General features: G+C 38.3%; 17 protein-coding genes. 14 read left to right on the forward strand and 3 right to left on the reverse strand.

The features are described from left to right. Nucleotides 1-46: 46 nt before the first annotated feature. The 11 genes from HM131_RS10030 (at nucleotide 47) to HM131_RS20660 (ending at nucleotide 9,978) form a co-directional block, all read left to right on the forward strand. The gene (locus HM131_RS10030) at nucleotides 47-709 is read left to right on the forward strand and encodes a ribonuclease H family protein (protein WP_085029627.1); all 663 of its coding nucleotides are present in this window, start codon (nucleotides 47-49) and stop codon (nucleotides 707-709) included. Nucleotides 710-852: 143 nt separating this feature from the next. Next, nucleotides 853-2,316 carry an outer membrane protein assembly factor BamB family protein gene (locus tag HM131_RS10035; protein WP_085029628.1) on the forward strand — a complete coding sequence of 488 codons (1,464 nt, stop codon included), beginning with the start codon at nucleotides 853-855 and terminating at the stop codon, nucleotides 2,314-2,316. 131 nt (nucleotides 2,317-2,447) lie between these two features. After that, nucleotides 2,448-3,692 (forward strand): L-lactate MFS transporter, encoded by a 1,245-nt coding sequence (locus tag HM131_RS10040; protein ID WP_085031925.1) that lies wholly within the window; start codon nucleotides 2,448-2,450, stop codon nucleotides 3,690-3,692. 452 nt (nucleotides 3,693-4,144) lie between these two features. After that, the gene (locus tag HM131_RS10045) at nucleotides 4,145-4,615 is read left to right on the forward strand and encodes a GNAT family N-acetyltransferase (RefSeq protein WP_085029629.1); all 471 of its coding nucleotides are present in this window, start codon (nucleotides 4,145-4,147) and stop codon (nucleotides 4,613-4,615) included. Nucleotides 4,616-4,641: 26 nt separating this feature from the next. Further along, entirely contained in the window at nucleotides 4,642-5,307 is a 666-nt protein-coding gene (locus tag HM131_RS10050; RefSeq protein ID WP_085029630.1) for an HD domain-containing protein, read from the forward strand. Between the two features lie 19 nt (nucleotides 5,308-5,326). Beyond that, a complete protein-coding gene (locus HM131_RS10055; protein ID WP_085029631.1) occupies nucleotides 5,327-5,950 on the forward strand; it encodes a DUF3267 domain-containing protein in 624 nt (207 codons plus the stop codon). Between the two features lie 241 nt (nucleotides 5,951-6,191). Beyond that, nucleotides 6,192-6,353: a hypothetical protein gene (locus HM131_RS20655; RefSeq protein ID WP_157130798.1), complete on the forward strand. Its 162-nt coding sequence runs from the start codon at nucleotides 6,192-6,194 to the stop codon at nucleotides 6,351-6,353. Nucleotides 6,354-6,477: 124 nt separating this feature from the next. Further along, a complete protein-coding gene (locus HM131_RS10060; RefSeq protein ID WP_085029632.1) occupies nucleotides 6,478-7,101 on the forward strand; it encodes a LysE family translocator in 624 nt (207 codons plus the stop codon). Between the two features lie 30 nt (nucleotides 7,102-7,131). Beyond that, nucleotides 7,132-7,728, forward strand: a complete 597-nt coding sequence (locus HM131_RS10065; protein WP_085029633.1) for a GNAT family N-acetyltransferase — start codon at nucleotides 7,132-7,134, stop codon at nucleotides 7,726-7,728. Between the two features lie 23 nt (nucleotides 7,729-7,751). Further along, nucleotides 7,752-9,092 carry an NAD(P)/FAD-dependent oxidoreductase gene (locus HM131_RS10070; RefSeq protein WP_085031927.1) on the forward strand — a complete coding sequence of 447 codons (1,341 nt, stop codon included), beginning with the start codon at nucleotides 7,752-7,754 and terminating at the stop codon, nucleotides 9,090-9,092. Nucleotides 9,093-9,690: 598 nt separating this feature from the next. Then, the gene (locus HM131_RS20660; protein WP_232324759.1) at nucleotides 9,691-9,978 is read left to right on the forward strand and encodes a hypothetical protein; all 288 of its coding nucleotides are present in this window, start codon (nucleotides 9,691-9,693) and stop codon (nucleotides 9,976-9,978) included. Nucleotides 9,979-10,061: 83 nt separating this feature from the next. On the opposite strand, the gene HM131_RS10085 is transcribed toward HM131_RS20660, so the two are convergent. Continuing rightward, a complete protein-coding gene (locus tag HM131_RS10085) occupies nucleotides 10,062-10,601 on the reverse strand; it encodes an RDD family protein (RefSeq protein WP_085029636.1) in 540 nt (179 codons plus the stop codon). 16 nt (nucleotides 10,602-10,617) lie between these two features. Next, nucleotides 10,618-11,613: a signal peptide peptidase SppA gene (gene sppA / locus HM131_RS10090; protein ID WP_085029637.1), complete on the reverse strand. Its 996-nt coding sequence runs from the start codon at nucleotides 11,611-11,613 to the stop codon at nucleotides 10,618-10,620. A gap of 381 nt (nucleotides 11,614-11,994) precedes the next feature. Between sppA and HM131_RS10095 the strand changes: the two genes are divergently transcribed. Further along, on the forward strand, nucleotides 11,995-14,727 hold the full coding sequence (locus HM131_RS10095) for a pullulanase (protein ID WP_085031930.1): 2,733 nt from the start codon (nucleotides 11,995-11,997) through the stop codon (nucleotides 14,725-14,727). Nucleotides 14,728-14,768: 41 nt separating this feature from the next. On the opposite strand, the gene HM131_RS10100 is transcribed toward HM131_RS10095, so the two are convergent. Further along, nucleotides 14,769-15,140, reverse strand: a complete 372-nt coding sequence (locus tag HM131_RS10100; protein WP_085029638.1) for a VOC family protein — start codon at nucleotides 15,138-15,140, stop codon at nucleotides 14,769-14,771. Nucleotides 15,141-15,819: 679 nt separating this feature from the next. Here HM131_RS10100 and HM131_RS10105 point away from each other — a divergent pair. Further along, nucleotides 15,820-17,487, forward strand: coding sequence for a peptide ABC transporter substrate-binding protein (locus HM131_RS10105; RefSeq protein WP_085029639.1), 1,668 nt, complete (start codon nucleotides 15,820-15,822; stop codon nucleotides 17,485-17,487). Nucleotides 17,488-17,638: 151 nt separating this feature from the next. Continuing rightward, a complete protein-coding gene (locus HM131_RS10110) occupies nucleotides 17,639-18,490 on the forward strand; it encodes a hypothetical protein (RefSeq protein ID WP_085029640.1) in 852 nt (283 codons plus the stop codon). Nucleotides 18,491-18,540: the final 50 nt, after the last annotated feature.

The following is an 18,540-nucleotide window of genomic DNA, read 5'->3' on the forward strand; positions in this document are numbered from 1 at the left end:
TGTTTACACGTTATCGTATTTTAAATTCTATAAGGTGGTCATTTATATGAATGTAAGAATCCAATTTACATACCTTACCAAAAAAGGATCAACGACAACATTCCTATCAGAAGAAATGCCTGCAGAAAGAGCGTTAATCATTGCAGAAGATATTGATAAGACCGACCGTTCGAAGGATTTATATTTCCCTGACCCACATGGCTATTCCTGGACAGTGAAGGAATTGAAGAAATATATGAAAGGGATTCAGACTGAGCCTCACAATATCACTGTTTATTTTGATGGAGGGTATGATCATAACTCAAGGGAGTCAGGACTAGGGTGTGCCATTTATTATGACCAGAATGGAAAATCCCATCGACTCAGAAGAAATGCTTTCGTAGAAGAATTGTTTTCAAATAATGAAGCAGAGTATGCAGCCCTTCACCTTGCTATTAAAGAGTTGGAGATAATGCAGGTGCAACACATGCCTGTTACATTTGTTGGAGATTCACAGGTGGTCATTAATCAGTTAAGTGGTGAATGGCCTTGTTTAGAAGAAGAACTTACAAAGTGGGCGGACAGAATCGAAGGTAAATTGAATGAATTAGGAATTGAACCGGAATTTCAACTTGTTTCACGAAAAAGGAACAAAGAGGCAGATAAACTGGCTTCCCAGGCTTTAAAAAATATAGAAATAACAAGTCTCATTGAGATAGAGAATCAATAGTGGTATTCGGCTTATCGTACTTTATGCGGTAAGCCTTTTCCTTTTTAATTAGACGATATTGGTTTCAAAAGGAGGAGGAGAAGGGTACTCTCCTATGAGTGAACCTTACATAGAGAAAAAAGGTTATCGAGGAGGACAGAGTTATGAAAAAAATACCGTTTTATATTTTGGTAATTCTACTAACGACTATATCAGCTCCTTCGCTTGCTGGAGCTACATATGGACCGGAGGAGTGGCTTGAGTATCGATTAAATGATGAAAATAACCCAGTAAGTAATCAGGAGGGGGTCGATCCTCTATCATCAACAACCTTCCAAACAGGTGATGAAATTAGATCAACACCTGTAGTGGTTCAGGACAGAATGTTTACAGGAAATCATAATACTGGGGAGCTATTTGCCTTCGACATACATACGGGTGAACAGCTTTGGAAAAATAAGGCTCCCAACTGGGTCCATTCAGAAATGATTTACCATGATGGAACCGTTTATGTAGGCTATGGGAACCGTTTTTTTCAGGATAGTGCACTGAGGGGCACAGAAGAAAGCGGAGTGATGGCCTTTAATGCAGAGAACGGAGAAGTAAAATGGAAGCATATCACAGATGGAGAAGTGATGCCGACACCCTTATTTCATGACGGTTATGTGTATGCCGCAACAGGAGATACGCATCTCTATAAGTTAGATGCAAAGACGGGAAAGGAAGCGGCTAAAATAAAGTTGGGTTCCGTAGTCAGCATGTCCTCTCCCAACTATTCGAATGGCAATATATACGTTGGAGGCGGAGGTCCTAAACCATATACATTCTATTCTGTCAATATTGAAAATGAATCCATTGAATGGAAAACGGAGTTTGAAGATGTTTATGCAGGATTGGATGATGTGCCACCTGCTATTTCCGATCAAATTGCGGTGACGACGGCCTTAGAAAACCCTAAACCAATGAAGTATCGTGAAGTGTACAACCAGTTTGGAGTCGTTGATGTGTATAAGGAAATGTTCAAGTCTTTGGTTGGTGAGCGTGAAACTCACCCGGAACATATGATCTATGCCTTGGATACTGAAACTGGAGAAGTCTTATGGGAAGACAGCCTTGGCATTGGTGAGATGGTTAAGAATAACAAATCAGGTGCACCGATGATTTATGATGGAAAAGTATTTCTGGGAAGCCCTATCACTCAAAAATTTTATGCGTATAATCTAAAGACAGGAGAGCGGCTTTGGGATTTTAAAAATACTGTCATGAAAGCCCCGCCAGTAGCTTCAGATGGGACCGTTTATTTTTCAAATGCTAAAGGATTTGTGCATGCTATGGATGCTGAGAGTGGAGAAGAGATAGGCAGAAAAGAGCTTGGGGGGACGCTTGCCCCCTCCGGTCCAGTCATTATGAACGATACATTGATTGTAGGTAGTCAAGACAGCAAAGTGTATGCACTGCCAACCGAAGAGATTAGAAACAGTCAAGACGAATATAAGGAAGAACTGCCAATCGAAAAGAGTCAATTAAGCTACTTTTCTTTTGTGTTTGGCCCACCAGTGATCCTTTTGCTGGCTATTGTTTTTATAATAATAGCTCTCCAAAGGAAATCTAAGGGCCTTAGAAATTAACTGGACGATCTTTTCCCCAGTTCCTTTAAAAGGAAATGGTTTTTTATGTCAATATTTGTTTATTAACCCATGTAAATGGAAATAGAACCTTGATGACAAAATTGGTGAGGTGGACGATGTCAAAAAGAAAATTGAAGAATCGCTGGCTAATTGCTTTGTCCGCAGTGGGAATACATATATCGATTGGATCGGTGTATGCATGGAGCAACTTTACCGTTCCGCTGGGGGATCAATTTGGCTGGACGGCAAGCCAAGTTCAGTTTACATTCAGTCTGGCTATTTTGTTTCTTGGTTTATCTGCGGCATTCCTGGGGTGGTTTGTTGAGAAGCACGGTCCTCGAGTGGCAGGAATTACAGCAGCCATTTTCTTTGGAATTGGAGTAGCAGGATCAGGGTTCGCGGTGAATGTAGGTTCACTCTGGCTGCTTTACGTCTTCTATGGAGTCTTAGGAGGGATTGGACTGGGAATAGGTTATATTGCACCAGTTTCAACCCTAGTTAAATGGTTTCCTGATAAACGTGGTCTAGCAACTGGAATGGCAATTATGGGATTTGGATTTGCGGCTGCAATCGCTAGTCCCGTGATGGATGCACTAATAAATTCAGTTGGAATAGCAGCAACCTTTTATATTTTAGGTATCAGTTATTTCTTCGTCATGATCGCTTCTTCCCTCTATATGTCAAGACCTCCTGAAGGATGGAAGCCAGAAGGGTATGACGAAAAAGCAAAAAAGGACTCTTCTCAGAAAGACTTAGCCAATATGAAAGCTAAGGATTCACTAAAAACAAAGCGGTTTTATTACCTATGGATTATGTTATTTATAAATGTAACCTGTGGGATCGCTGTCATCTCTGCTGCCAAACCTCTTGCTGAAGAAAGTATTGGAATGAGTACGGCCGCGGCTGCGAGTCTAGTAGGAATAATGGGCATTTTTAATGGACTCGGCAGAATAGGGTGGGCAAGCGCTTCCGATTACATTGGTCGCGGGAACACTTATTTAGCGTTTTTCGTATTGCAGATCTTTTTATTCCTAGTTCTTTCTTGGGCAGCTAGTATGACGATTTTTGTTGTATGTCTCGCAGTGATTTATACCTGTTATGGTGGCGGATTCGCCTCGATGCCAGCTTATATAGGGGATTTATTCGGTACAAAAGAACTTGGAGCAATTCATGGATACATTTTGACTGCATGGGCTGCTGCTGGATTAGTAGGTCCTATTTTTGCAGCGTGGATGAAAGACACCACAGGAAGTTATGAAAGCAGTCTTATCTATTTTGCCGGCTTGTTTATTGTCGCTCTAATTATCTCTATTTTGACGAAATTAGACGTAAAACAGAAGCGGAGAGAATTGAATCAAGAAGAAAAATCCGCTTAACAACTTTGGAAGAGCTGGAATTTATATACATCGAATATTGTGAATGGTACAATGAACTCTATAAGCTAACACTCAAAACCCTGAAACTATAAAAGTTTCGGGGTTTTTTAAATAACAATAGAATTTTGCTCATATGAATTGACTATGAATAGGTTTAATGGTTAAACGTAGCAGTTGGTACCAAGGTTGAAGGCACTCCCGTTTTGGTACAAGAAATCAAACAAGAGTTCTGCGTGAAGTTCTGCCCTCTGCTGACCCTATTTAAATCGTAACGTGGAGGTCACGATTTAAATCTTAAAAAACATACACCAATATGGAACTACCATTTAAAGAGGGATCTAAATGCTAACATAAGTCTTAAACGAGTTCATAAGATAACCTTTAGCTTTCTTACGACCTATTTGGAATAGTTTTTTTAATGTTAAGTTTTATGGGAATTTAGGAGGTTAATAATGTTTTTGTCCATTCAGGAGATGAAAAAAGAGTACATAAATGAAATATTAATGTGGAGATACGAATCTCCTTACGATTTTTATAACAGTGAAGATTCAGAAGAAGACATTCAGGAATTCCTAGAAGGAGACTTTTATGCTCTCCTCAACGAGCAGAATCAGATTTTTGGTTTTTATTGTACAGGAGTTTCTGCGCAAGTACCTTCAGGAAATAAGGAAGATATTTACCTCGAAGATTATATAGATATGGGGATAGGAATGAACCCTTGTTTTGTCGGAAAGGGGAAAGGCATGGAATTCTGTGAGCGGGTTCTCAAGGATATTTACAAGCGCTTTCCTAATGTACCAATTCGATTAACGGTAGCGACTTTTAATCAGAGAGCCATTCGATTATACAAGAAGCTTGGATTCGTCGAGAGGGATAATTTTTTGGCAAACAGTGCGGAATTTATAACCATGGTGAAAGAGTAAAATAAGTAGGAAGGAGGCAATGATGGATGGAATATTTAAAGGATCGTTATTATGCAAGAGAGTTACTTGAATGGGCAAATGAGCAAAACCCTGGGGCATGGAAATTCCACTCCATCCATGTTGCTGAAGCAGCAGAAATTCTCGCTCGAGCATTAAACAAAACAGGTGTGCCTATAGAACCAGAACTCGGGTATATAAGTGGATTATTACATGATATAGGCAGATATAAAGGGAAAACTGATTCAATTATTCATTCTTATGATGGGTATCGCTTACTGTTGGAGATGGGGTGGGAAGGAAATGCCCAGGTGGCTGTGACTCACTCTTTTCCACGAAGAAATGAAGAAATAGAAACGATTAACGGTTGGGGACTTGTCCCAGGGTATATGAAAAGAGAATTTAGTAGACTTCTAAATATGTTTAATTGGAATGACTACGATGACATCATTACTTTGTGCGATGCACTCGCGGAGGCAGATGGTTTTTCCATAATTGAAAGGAGAATTGTTTCCGCTTCTATAAGAAATGGGGCAAATGAAAACTTACCAAAGCACTGGAAAGGATATTTTCTTATAAAAGAAAAGTTGGAAGCCAAACTTGGTAAATCAATCTATCATCTGCTTTCTGGCATTGAAAATTCTATTTATAAACCACTCTCACTAAGTAATACACCAGGGAAAACTATGAAATGACCCTTGAGGAGGTAAGTTGATGAAAATTGCACATGGTTTACCTGATAATAGTAAAACTGAACAAGAAAAGCTCATTCAACAGGGTTGGAATCCACTTAAAGAGCCAGACTCTTTTCTAACAGCTGTAGTGTTGTCGATTCCTTTGATGTTTTTAAATGCATGGGCCGGTGTTTTTATTATAAAGTCTGTTTCTACTCTAACTTTTGCAGAATTTGGTCTGACAAAAGACGGTTTCGTCGCTTCTATAGGAATCATTCAAGTTATACTTTTCTTCCTCACCATTGTTGTCCACGAACTTTTACATCTTGTCTGTATTCCTCATTTTTTAAAATCTAAGAAAACATACATAGGCTTCACATTTTTTGGAGGATATGTAAGCTCAGAAGAACAATTATCGAAAGCAAGATTCGCACTCATATCTTTATGTCCGTTTCTTGCCTTGTCTGTTTTACTTCCGCTGGGTCTCGGGATGATGGGATGGCTGACCCCCACTTTAAAGTTCCTCATCATCTTCAATGCTATCTCCTCTTGTGTGGATATTTTAGGTTTACTTCTTGTTCTTACACAGATTCCAAAAAACTCTGTAATAAAGAACAATGGAACAAAAACTTTTTGGAAAGCTGGAAAGGGAATGCAAGTGTAAATCTTCGATCGTTACAAAGATTGTCGAAAATCAATTCCTAATTTTAAATAAAAGAGGAAATTAACCTGTTCGTATAGAATTCTACTTTTAAAAGAGGACATAGTTTTTGTTTGTAAGTCATAATGTATGAGTGAAGTAGCTATGAACAATTTGAGCGATAGGTGGGAGAGGTATCATTAAGATCAAAAAAATTTTTAAGCGTACATTCTCAGAGTGGGAACTGGTTTATGCGACGAAGGATTTGACCGAATATTATAAGGTTGTTGGCGCATTAAAAAATAATGGGTTCAAGCCGAAGACGAAGACATTGAGTCATTCCGGTATCGGAAGCGGTCTTGCTTGTACGTATCAGATTTTTGTTCATAATGATTTTATCCATGAAGCTACAGAGGTTCTACAGTAGGAGTGGTTTTTTCCACCTCTCTAAAAGATTCACTCAACTAAAACCTTTAGTATATGAAGGGCGTCCTCTTTTTAAGGGACGCCTTCTTTCACTTGAACGTATATTGTAAAAGGGGAAAACAACAATGGAATTTAATATGCTGCTTTCATTCTTGGCAGTCGCAATTGCTCTTACATTGATGCCTGGTCCAGACCTCCTTTTCGTCATGACCCAAAGTGTCATCCAGGATAAATGGGCAGGTATTTTTACAGCTATAGGCCTTTGCACAGGCCTTCTCGTACATATTACTGCTGCGACAATTGGAATATCGGCTCTCATTTACCAGTCTTCGGTCATATTCTCAATTGTCAAATTTGCAGGTGTTGCTTATTTGTTTTATCTTGCTTGGCAGGCATTTAGGCACTCTGGGAGTATGATAAAATCAGAGTCACGTCCCAAACGATCTCGTTTTTCATTATTCAAAAAAGGAATCATCATGAATGTTCTCAACCCTAAAGTTTCTTTATTCTTTTTAGCTTTACTTCCTCAATTTGTAAAACAGAATGCAGGGAATGTAACTATACAAATGCTTGCGTTAGGAATATTATTCATGGTTCAAGCGTTTATTATTTTTTCTATAGTTAGTGTATTTTCGGAGAAATTACAACAGTGGTTGCTTCAAAATGAATGGTTTATGAAACGAATAAATATTGTAGAAGCTTTCTTGTTAACTGCTATAGGTATTAACGTGGCCATTAGCGGAAAGTAAAGTTCATTGATAGCAGAGGAGAATGTGATCATGAATCCAATTCTTATGGATATACAAACGAATATTGAAACAGATCGTCTATTGCTTCGAATTCCATTACCAGGTGATGGCAACGTAGTGAATGATGCCATTAAAAATTCAGTAACTGAGCTTCGCCCATGGCTTGGATTTGTACAGGAGGTACCTAGTCCAGAAGAAACGGAAGCGAATACCAGGGAAGCGCATGCTAAATTTTTATTACGGGAAAATTTACGATATTTGGTGTTCTTGAAAGACACAAAAGAATTCGTAGGTTCTACTGGATTCCACAATATTGATTGGAAGGTACGGAAGCTCGAGATAGGATATTGGATCAATTCAATTTACAGCGGAAAGGGATACATGACTGAGTCAGTGGACGCGTTAACAGAGTTTGCATTGGTAAACTTGCAATTCGCACGTGTTGAAATACGTTGTGAGTCAGATAATTACAGAAGTCGAGCCATCCCTGAAAAGCTTGATTATGATTTGGAGGGAATCTTACGAAATGAAGATCTTTCGGTAGATGGCAAACGTTTAACAGATACATGTGTTTACGCAAAAGTGACACCTCAAAGCATCGAAGAGTTAGTAAGAAGGGATAATTGAGGTTAAAAAAGGAGGAGATGGATATTAACGACGTCACTATTATCGGTGCGGGGGTAAGTGGTATATTTCTCGCCTACACGTTATTAAAAGAAGACGATAACCTGAATATCCATATCATTGATAAAGGAAAAAAACTGAGTCAAAGGCAATGTCGAAGAGAGCAAGGCGAACCGTGTTCTTGTAAGGGTGCGTGTGACAAATACATCGGCTTTGCTGGACTAGGAATGTCCGAGGGAAAGTTCAACTACACGAATGATTTTGGAGGAGAGTTAGGCAGAAAGATCGGATCTGAAGAAACACTTCATTACATGAAAAAAGTGGACTCGATTTTGTGTTCATTCGGAGGACATGAAAGAAAGAAATATAGTACGAAGAATATAAACCTTGCGAATAAGGCAGCCACTCATTCTTTGGAAGTGCTTTCCACAGAAACACGTCATCTAGGGACGGTTTTGGCTAAGAAGATATTTCAACTTATGTATGAATACATGGAAACCAGCATCAATTTCACCTTTGAAACAGAAATTCACTCGATCCGTAAAGATAAATATTTTCATATAGAAACCAATAACGGCACTTTTGTTAGCAGACGTGTGGTTATAGCGACAGGGAAGAGTGGAAGTGAATGGTTAAATAGGCAGGCCCAAGCATTGGGATTGAATCAAGGGGAAACTCGATTGGACCTAGGGTTACGTGTAGAGATGCGTGGGAATCAATTGGACTCCATCCTTGATCAAACATTCGAAACAAAACTAAGGTATGAATCGGACACTTATTCAGCAACAACCTATTGTATGAATCCCCATGGACGTATTATCCGTAAATACCAGCATGGATTAGTTATGGCTGATGGACAAAATCAACAAGAAGGTCACACGCTTAGTAGAAATCTTAATTTCACGTTATTTGTTCCACAGTACTTTCCTACATACGAAAAAGCTATGAATCAGGCTAAAGAAATTATTGGAAGGATCAATCAGAAAAGAGAGAGACTTGTTGTCCAACGGTTAAAAGATCTAAAAAACCGGAAAGTCACTAAGCATATATCAGAGGGGGGGATACTTCCCACCTTAAAAGCAGATGCCGGGAACCTCTATGATGAGATGCCGGAATTCTACATTCATACTGCCTTGAAGTTCCTCACGAAATTGGAAGGGTTATTAGGAGAATCGGTAGATGAAGACACACTTCTCTATGGGCTGGATGCAAAATTTTATGAACCTAAGCTCTTCACAGATGATTCCTTTCAATCACATCTTCCCGGTTTTTATCTTGTTGGAGATTGTTCAGGAGAAACACATTCTCTCTCGCAAGCAGCAGCAAGTGGAGTATATTTAGGAGAAGCAATCTCAAGAAATATCTAGTTCTTTTCTATAAAAGGAGGGCACATATGGATTGGGTGCGGATTCTATTAGGTGTCGGGTTAGTTTACTTTATTTTTTTCTTCATTGCAGTGACTTCAGCCATAAAAAAAAGAAATCGATAAAGTTTCTAAGTGTATTAATTTGATAACCTTAAGCATTAGCTTAAGGTTTTTTATTATAGTTCTAGTCAGTGCTTAAGAAGCGGCCCTTTCATTCTGAGATTTTTATAAATTCTTTTCAGAAGCTGATTACTTTTCACATTAGTTGTGAGTGACTTATCACCTACTATTGATTCGTACAAAAAGGATATAAATGGTAGGATGAAGGTAATAAAGGCTTGTATTATAAAGCCTCATATTTATTCTTCACTAATTATGATTTCATAAAAAAGGAGTTAATATGGAAGAGAGTCGAGAGGTTGAAAGGGAAAGTGTGAATCAAAAAAAAAATCCGTTATCGGAGAAAACGTTCTGCTTGGTATTTATTTCTAGCTATCGTAATCCTAATAGGGTGGTTTCAATCTTTTACGGAATCAGTTCCCCCTATTATGTATTTTGGGTGTTTGTTTTATTACATAAGTTTTATGTATGAATCGTATATGAGTAATCAATCGAACAAAAAAATGTGGTATTTATGGGAAGAGCGATGGAGCGGAAAAAAGAGATTATATCAACTAAGATATGGCATCTCTAATGGAATGAATTATCTTTTTCCTGTATTTCTTGGTGCAGAAACTTTCTGGATTATGACTATTGTTTTTCTTGTAATTGCTATAGTTACCGGTTATCGAAATGGCGGGAAAGAATGGGAAGCAAAGGAGCATTATTTAGAACAATTTCATAACATAGACGCTAATCATTCTCTGCCGATGCCATCCTCCTCATGAAGTCGGCTAAAATTATCGATTACATCATTTATCTAAAGGACCTGCCGTTACTTCTACGGCAGGTCCTTTATTCATGCTAATCTTTAGATGGTTTTGTGTTCCAAGGTATCATTTAGTTTCTTGAACTTATTCTTTATAACTGAAGTATCAGAAAACAAATCATGAATCCCTTGATGCTTTTTAGTAAAGGCAACTACTAAGTAAGGAAGTCCTAAGATGGCCATACTGATGTAACGACCGATACATTCCCTGAAGATGATTTGACCGTTTGTGAGCGAATCACCCTTCAGTGAAACGACATTTAACCCGAGAATCATTTTTCCAAGCGTTGCTTTAAAATATTTTGTCATCAAAATAAAGTATAGGAAAAATACAATTGAAGTGGTTATGTTCTCTGCACTGAAAATATCAATCCATAGCTTTGTATTCTCAAGATTCAATAATCGTAATAGAGGTCGTGTTACAATCGAGTTTACAGCCCAAATCACAATCAGATCAATGATATAAGCTACGAATCGAGAGCCAAATCCAGCATAGAGAAGCTTTTGAATGTCCGCTTTTTGCTTTTCCAAAATTGAGAGGACAGGAAGGTTCGGTGTTTGGTTTTCAGGTGTTGTTTCCATAATTATCCCTCCTTCTTTATTCGCTATATAGGTACATCATCGTTGGTCCTTGACGTTCACTAATTAACTTCTCGATATATCGTACCTCGCTGTTAGGCATGAAACTCTCAGCTAATGGTAAATCGAAAAATGAACCGATTCTGTTCTTGAATTCGATAACTTGTGGGTTTCCTCCTACCTCTTTCTTTAAAGCTTTTAAGGCATCTTCGCGAAAACCGATTTTGTCTACGAGTCCATTCTCTACTGCTTGTTTACCAGAATATATTCTTCCATCAGCTAATTCATAAACCTTATCCTCTGGCATATCCCGGCCTTCTGCAATCACATCGACAAATTGTTCGTAAGATTCATCGACCAAGTTTTGGATGATTTCTCGCTCTTCTCCTGTCATCTCACGGGTAGGGCTCATAATATCTTTGTACTTACCGCTCTTGAAAGTATTGAATTTCACACCGTATTCATTGGCCAGTTCTTGATAGTTGATATTTTCCATAATCACACCAAGAGATCCAGTGAAGGTCTCATTAGATGCATAGATGCGATCAGCAGGGGTGGAGACATAATACCCTCCTGAAGCGGCCATGCTTCCCATAGAAACATAAATGGGCTTGCCAGCATCTTTAATTTTCATTAGCTTATCGTGGATTTCAGCACTTTCATATACGCCACCCCCCGGTGAATTCACGTAGAGTAAAACGCCCTTTATAGAAGGATCTTCTATAATTTTGTCCATTTGTTTCATAACATGTTCGTGCTGATAACCACTGCCGCTGAACGGATTTGAATTGGACCCGGGAGTGTTCATAATGGTTCCTTCAATATTAACTCGTACAATTCTATTGCTGGAGTTTCCATTTTCAATAACCTTCTCACTTAATTGTTGATTTCCAGAAAACATAGATTGTGAACTCTCAGAGAAATTATCACTTATGAAAAAATTCACACTTTGAAAAACGATCGCAATAATTAAAAGGGTCCCTGCTATGATACTGGCTGTTATCCTTTTGTTCATCTTAAATCCTCCTCTAGGTATGCATTTGTGTCTTATGTAAGAATAGTTCTGGAAGCGAATGGAGATGGATGATCTGTGTTTCTAACTATACTACATTACGACCCACTTTACATACGACCATCTCCTGCTGAAAGTTTCAGGAAAATACTAGTTGAATTGATTCTCTCTGATTTCTAACGTTCATAATTAAATAGGAATTTTTTCTTAGGAATTTATTACAATTTTCAGAATTGCCTATGTTTCAGGAGAAATTTACCATCAAGTTATGTTATAGTATTAAAAGAATTTATGAAACCGTTTGCATAAAAGTGCGGATGGTTTATTCAACCTGCTCACAGGTTATTAAAGGAGGAGATAGTAATGTTGGGGAGGAAAAGGTTCATGGCACTTGTAAGCAGCTTGGTTTTGCTGATGATATTTTCAGCAGTTACCCCATTCTCAATAATCGGGAAATCATATAGCCAGGCGGAGGAGTTGACTGAGGAAAGTGTGCCTGATGGGCACGTAAGAATCCATTATAAACGTCTTGATGGGGCCTATGACGGATGGGGTCTTCACCTATGGAATCAGGACAGCCAACAGCCTGCGATCGACTTTAAGGTAGACTGGGCAGATCCTGTTTTATTTGATCAGGCTTCAGACTGGGGTGTCTATGTAGACGTACCAGTTATCGACATAACAAATGGGTTAAACTTCATTGTGCACAAAGGTGATGAAAAGGATACGCCAAATGACAGAAACTTTCCAAAGACTGGTGAAAGGGAATTTTGGATTGTCCAGGGTCAGGAAGAAGTTTATACGAATGAACCTTCCATCGATACGACAATCACACATGCAGAAGTGGTAGAAGATAATAAAATTGTTGCCTATTTGAATCAAGTAGGTAAAGAGGTCTCTATTAATGACATAAAACTTTTCGATCAAGAAGGAAGGCTGGTTAATATAAAAGCCTTAGATCAGGCAGGGTCTGAATTACATATAACTACTGAACGATCCCTTGATGTAACGAAAACCCACTCGATTGAAATAAAAAAAGATCGAAAGCCAGTAAGTGTTTCGTGGGAATTGATAGATCAAAAGTTCGCTTATGATGGAAACGACTTAGGTGTTACCTTACAGGAAGACGGCACAGCCACATTAAAAGTGTGGTCTCCAAAAGCAAGTCAAGTGTCGGTCCGCCTGTTTGATAAAGATGATCAATACAGCTTATTAGAAGACAACATTGAAATGACAAGAAGTGGAAAAGGCGTCTGGCAAGTAGTCCTTGATGCAAACAATACAGGCTTAAAGGACCTAAAAGGATATTATTATCAATACAAGGTTACAGAGGGTGGAGAAACAAATTTTGCTCTCGATCCTTATGCCAAATCTATGGCAGCCTCAAGCGATGATGACGCAGATACAGTTGGGAAAGCAGCCATTGTAGATCCGTCAGATATCGGGCCCAAACTGAAATATGCAAAAATTAAAGGGTATGAAAAGAAAGAGGATGCTATCATTTGGGAAGCACACGTGAGGGACTTCACTTCAGATCCTGATCTAGAATCAAAATTAGACAGTCAGTTTGGGACATTTTCTTCTTTTGGTGAAAAGCTAGATTATCTGAAAGATCTAGGCGTCACACATGTCCAGCTCTTACCTGTTATGAAATATTACTTCGGTAATGAACTTGAGAATGATGAGAGGGAACTTGATTATTCTTCCTCAGGTAATAATTATAACTGGGGCTATGATCCTCATAGTTATTTTTCGCTCTCTGGCATGTATTCGGAGCGTCCAAAGGATCCAGAAGCGAGAATTGCTGAATTTAAGCAGCTGATTAAGGAGATTCACAAACGCAAAATGGGTGTCATCCTTGATGTGGTGTACAATCACACAGCTAAAGTGGATATCCTGGAAAACCTTGTTTCAGATTACTACCATTTCGAGGACACCGAGGGTAATACAAAAACGGGTTACGGCGGTGGTAAAGTCGGAACAACTCATTATATGTCTCGGAAGTTGATGGTTGATTCTATCAAATATTGGACGGAGGAATTTAAAGTTGATGGATTCCGTTTTGATTTAATGGGAGACCTTGATGCTGAAAGTGTTCAAATGGCCTATGATGAAGCAAAAAAACTAAACCCTAATATTTTGATGATAGGGGAAGGGTGGAGAACATTCGTAGGTGATGGAAGTCCGGAAAATGAAGTAACCCCTGCAGATCAAGACTGGATGGGTGAAACGGAAAGTGCAGCTGTTTTCTCTGATGAAATCCGTAATGAGTTAAAATCTGGATATGGAAGTGAAGGAGAACCGCGATTCATCACAGGGGGAGCTCGTGATATTACAATGATATTCAATAATATTAAGGGTCAACCCAGCAATGTCACTGAAGATGATCCAGGTGATATTGTTCAATATATAGCTGCTCATGATAATTTAACCTTACATGACGTTATCGCTCAGTCCATTAAGAAGGATCCAGCTAAACATGAAGAAGAAATTCAAAAACGGATACGTCTCGGAAATACAATGATCCTGACTAGTCAGGGTGTTTCTTTCCTCCATGCAGGCCAGGAATATGGCAGAACCAAACAATGGTTTGGAGAAGGTGTACCAGAGGCTAAATCTACATTCATGGTGGATGAAAATGGCGAACCATTCGAAAATCCATATTTCATCCATGATTCCTATGATTCTACTGATGCAATCAATCAATTCGATTGGGAAAAGGTATCGGAAGAAGGCGTCCAAAAACAAACGATGGAATATACAAAAGGATTGATTGCTCTAAGAAGATCAACAAACGCTTTCCGCCTGGGATCACAAGAGCTGGTCAACACCAATGTTAGTCTGCTAGACGCTCCTGAGATCAAACAAGAAGATCTTGTTTTAGCCTATAAGAGCGTGTCTACAGATCATACAGGGACATATTATGTCTTCATTAACGCAGACAATAAAAAGCGCTCCCTTTCTCTTAAAGAAGATTTAAGAAAAGGAAAAGTCGTTGTTGATGCTGATGAAGCCGGAACGAAAAAAGTAAAGAAACCTAATGGTTATGAGCTGAAAAAAAACAGCATTACACTTGAGCCTTTAACAGCAGTAGTAGTAAAAGTGAAACAAAAATAAAAGGGAAAACCCTCTTTGTCAAAGACATGGAGGGTTTTTGATTATCCGTTACAAACCATAATGATGTTCCCGTCCGGATCCTTCAAATGGAAAAAAGATAAATCCTCAAATTTAAATAGATCAGATACGACTTGGAAACCCTCATCTTTTGTAAAATGATAGGCCTGATCAATATCATCGGTGTGAAAATTGAATAAAGGGTGAGGAGAGGGTTTTACTGTTTTTGTACCGTTTGCACCTGCGTCCAGGATTAGTCCTGTATAATCATTAATTTCCATGTTGTATATGGGGAGTTCTATGTTTTCTTCTTTAAATTCTTGCCCTAGCAGTTCACAATACCACTTTACAGATCTTTTTAGGTCACTCACATGCACAAACACCGTATTTAATTGGTTCTTAATCGGACTTTTCATTTTATTACTCCTTTAGGTTAATTTCTCTTACACTTATCTAATGATTGAAGTAAGAAAAATCATAGATTTTTTCATAAAAAATTAAAGGAAAGTTTCCGAGATAAGCATCCTTATCCTTAAGGCTAAGTTTCAAGACTTCTTAGGTCCTTTACCTTAAAGGTATAGGTTTAACTGGAAAACGACTCGTTCAACTGCATTGATCCGACTGCATACCATGGAATTCCAGTTAGCTTTCAGCACAACTAAGAACTATAAGGTTCAATTTCTTTTTTGAAGTTTCTCCCTCCTGTCTTTACTCGTTATTCAAAAGTACTCTCCCAAAATTTAGTAACAAGTCTTGTTTTCTACGATTAATTTGAAAAACCCTCCTATCTTATAAATGACCTATGTAATATTGTATTTTTGAAGATTTTGAACTAATGACCTAGTATTCTTTTCCTGATGACATTAGGAAATTAAAATGATAAAGGTTTTAGGTGATAAATTACCTAACTACACATATGTTTGGAAATAAATAGAAGTACATTTGAATGAGATCACTAATTTTATTAGGTTAGATATCCTAGTAAATTTGATGCTCTAAGGTTATTTATTAATTTGCGGAAAATTTAGTAAAATTGTATAATTCAGAACGTATGTTCATAGAACTACATATTATTTTTGGGGAGGTTACTTACATATGAAAAAACATGGATGGTTTCTATTCGGGATTATACTTGCAGTAAGCATGTTGTTAGCCGCATGTTCGGGAGGAGAAGAAACCGGTGGAGAATCGACTCAGTCTGATGGGGATGACTCTTCCTCAAGTAATGAACAAGTTTTGCGCCTTACGGAGGGGGCTGAAATTCCTTCAATGGACTCATCTCTGACGATTGATGCCATAGCAGCACAATGGTTAGGTGCTACGAAGGATGGCCTATACCGTTTAGGGAAAGATGGAAAAACAGAACCTGGGATCGCCAAAGATCATAACGTAAGTGATGACGGACTTGTTTGGACATTTAAACTGCGTGAAGATGCCAAGTGGTCTAATGGAGAACCGGTTACAGCTCATGATTTTGTGTTCGCCTGGCAAAGGGCCATCAATCCAGATATCGGTTCAGAATACGGTCCCTATATGATGAATGGTGTTATTAAAAATGCAGAAGCCGTTTCTAAAGGAGAAAAAGAGCTTGATGCACTAGGTGTCAAAGCTGTAGATGACTATACGTTTGAGGTTACCCTTGAAAAACCTACGCCTTACTTTGAATCCATGACGGCTTTTGGTACATTCCTGCCGATGAACGAGAAATTTGTCAAGGAGCAAGGGGAGCAGTATGCCATGGAAGCAGATGCCTTGCTGGCTAACGGACCTTTCATTATGACTGAGTGGGACCATGGAGAAGGCTGGACCGTAGAGAAGAACAAAGATTACTGGGACGCTGACAAAGTAAAGTTAGATAAAATTAAAGTAAATGTAGTAAAAGACACAGCATCTGCCGTAAACTTGTATCAGACAGATGAAGTCGACGTCGCGAACTTATCTTCTGAATTTGTTGATGAATACCGTAGTTCAGAAGAGTTCCGGGTAGAAGAAGAACCAACCATATTCTTTTTAAAAATGAATCAAGAAAATGAAATCCTTTCAAATGTACATGCTCGTAAAGCAATTCAAATGGTAGTTGATCGTCAGAGTATGGTGGATGTTATTTTGAACAATGGATCTATTCCTGCTGGTGGAAACGTTCCAGCTAATTTCGTCCAGCATCCTGAAACTAACGAAGATTTCCGTGAAATCAATGGAGCACTAGTCGAATCGAATGTAGAAAAAGCTCAGGAGCATTGGAAAAAAGCGAAGGAAGAGCTTGGCATTAAAAATGCAGAGCTCCGTTACTTGGGTGGAGATACTGAGGTAGCGAAAAATTTAGACGCTTATATTAAGGATCAGCTCGAGCAACTTGAAGGATTGACCATTCAAGTAGAAAGTGTTCCTTTTAAAGTTCGATTAGAGCGAGATAGCAATATGGATTATGATATCGAAAATTATGGTTGGGGTCCGGATTACATTGACCCTAACACTTTCTTAAACTTATGGGTGACAGATGGTGGAAACAATAAGACAGGTTATTCCAGTGAAAAATATGATACCTTGATTAAAAAAGCGGCAACAGATCTTGCACAGAAACCAGTGGAACGATTTGAAACCTTCCTTGAAGCTGAAAAATTATTAATTCAAGAAGATGCTGTAATCGCACCACTTTACCAGCGTGCAAGAGCGCAGCTTTGGAAACCTTATGTGAAGAATGTAACCTCAAACCCAATGGGACCGGATTACAACTACAAATATGCCTATATCGAAGAGGAATAATTACATTAAAAGGTCAGTCTATTTTTAGACTGGCCTTTCATTTGTTCATAGGCTAGAAATTAAATCATAGTCTTTAATCATATGAAAGGGTTTAGGGAATTTGATGTCGAAAAGTAGAAAATGAACCGGTTTTATCTAAAGGAGAGGAATAATGAAGAAAATTTTAGATTTCCTTGAGCAAGCTGCATATATGACGAAGAACCCCTTAGGCATCATTGGTTTATTCATTTCTTTTATTTATGCGGTCTCTGCCTTGGTTCTTACATTATCTGAGCAATGGCTCACTTTAAATCAAACATGGGCTCTCGTCTGGTTTATCGTATTATTTCCTATCCTTATTCTAATTGCTTTTCTATATTTAGTTATTAATCATCATCAAAAGTTATACAGTCCAAGCGATTACAAAGACGAAAGTAATTTTTTCAGGCCTTTAAACCCGGAGGAACAGAATGAAAAATTTGAGAAAGAAGCACAGAATTTATTTTCTGTTAGCGAATTGGTTCTTAATGATTCTAAATTGAAAGAAAAAGGAGTTGAACAGCCGACCGTTCAGAACGAAGCTGAAAACCTTAACCAGGCCCTAATGAATCATTTATTTAACGCTTCCAATTTCTATTTTTTGATTGAAGAATCCGTTTTAAGAGCGTTGGAATCTGATATGAATATTACAATTCGCAGGCAGATGGCATTGGATACGGCTAATGAACGGGTCAACTTCTCAGGTATCGCCTTCCAACCACATGAATTAATTGGAGTAGAAATTAAATATACACCTACAGGAAAAATTAATGAGGATCAAATCGAAAGTCTAGTTAAGATGATTCAGACAGTGATGGAATTTAACAAAGATCCACGGCCCATTCACTTTATTCTTTCATTTGTATCCGACCAGCCATTCAAAAATGAGAAAGAAACTAAACTAGAAATCTACGAACGGCTACACGGAAACGCTTTGGTTCATTTCAGATTTTATCTTCTTGATGAACTTAGAAAGAAGAGTTGAGGATAAGGCATCGTTCTCCACAGCAAATTCTATTCAGAAGAGAACGGATT

This window comes from Halobacillus mangrovi (assembly GCF_002097535.1).
In the GTDB taxonomy this organism is placed as follows: Bacteria; Bacillota; Bacilli; order Bacillales; family Halobacillaceae; genus Halobacillus; species Halobacillus mangrovi_A.

Excerpts from the sequence above, each read along its gene's own strand:
- HM131_RS10055 (WP_085029631.1), top strand. The coding sequence starts at position 5,327 with ATGAAAATTGCACATGGTTTACCTGATAATAGTAAAACTGAACAAGAA.
- HM131_RS10110 (WP_085029640.1), top strand. The coding sequence starts at position 17,639 with ATGAAGAAAATTTTAGATTTCCTTGAGCAAGCTGCATATATGACGAAG.
- HM131_RS10105 (WP_085029639.1), top strand. The coding sequence starts at position 15,820 with ATGAAAAAACATGGATGGTTTCTATTCGGGATTATACTTGCAGTAAGC.
- HM131_RS10100 (WP_085029638.1), bottom strand. The coding sequence starts at position 15,140 with ATGAAAAGTCCGATTAAGAACCAATTAAATACGGTGTTTGTGCATGTG.
- HM131_RS10065 (WP_085029633.1), top strand. The coding sequence starts at position 7,132 with ATGAATCCAATTCTTATGGATATACAAACGAATATTGAAACAGATCGT.
- HM131_RS10085 (WP_085029636.1), bottom strand. The coding sequence starts at position 10,601 with ATGGAAACAACACCTGAAAACCAAACACCGAACCTTCCTGTCCTCTCA.
- HM131_RS10035 (WP_085029628.1), top strand. The coding sequence starts at position 853 with ATGAAAAAAATACCGTTTTATATTTTGGTAATTCTACTAACGACTATA.
- HM131_RS20660 (WP_232324759.1), top strand. The coding sequence starts at position 9,691 with ATGAGTAATCAATCGAACAAAAAAATGTGGTATTTATGGGAAGAGCGA.
- HM131_RS10030 (WP_085029627.1), top strand. The coding sequence starts at position 47 with ATGAATGTAAGAATCCAATTTACATACCTTACCAAAAAAGGATCAACG.
- sppA (WP_085029637.1), bottom strand. The coding sequence starts at position 11,613 with ATGAACAAAAGGATAACAGCCAGTATCATAGCAGGGACCCTTTTAATT.
- HM131_RS10095 (WP_085031930.1), top strand. The coding sequence starts at position 11,995 with ATGGCACTTGTAAGCAGCTTGGTTTTGCTGATGATATTTTCAGCAGTT.
- HM131_RS10045 (WP_085029629.1), top strand. The coding sequence starts at position 4,145 with ATGTTTTTGTCCATTCAGGAGATGAAAAAAGAGTACATAAATGAAATA.
- HM131_RS10060 (WP_085029632.1), top strand. The coding sequence starts at position 6,478 with ATGGAATTTAATATGCTGCTTTCATTCTTGGCAGTCGCAATTGCTCTT.
- HM131_RS10050 (WP_085029630.1), top strand. The coding sequence starts at position 4,642 with ATGGAATATTTAAAGGATCGTTATTATGCAAGAGAGTTACTTGAATGG.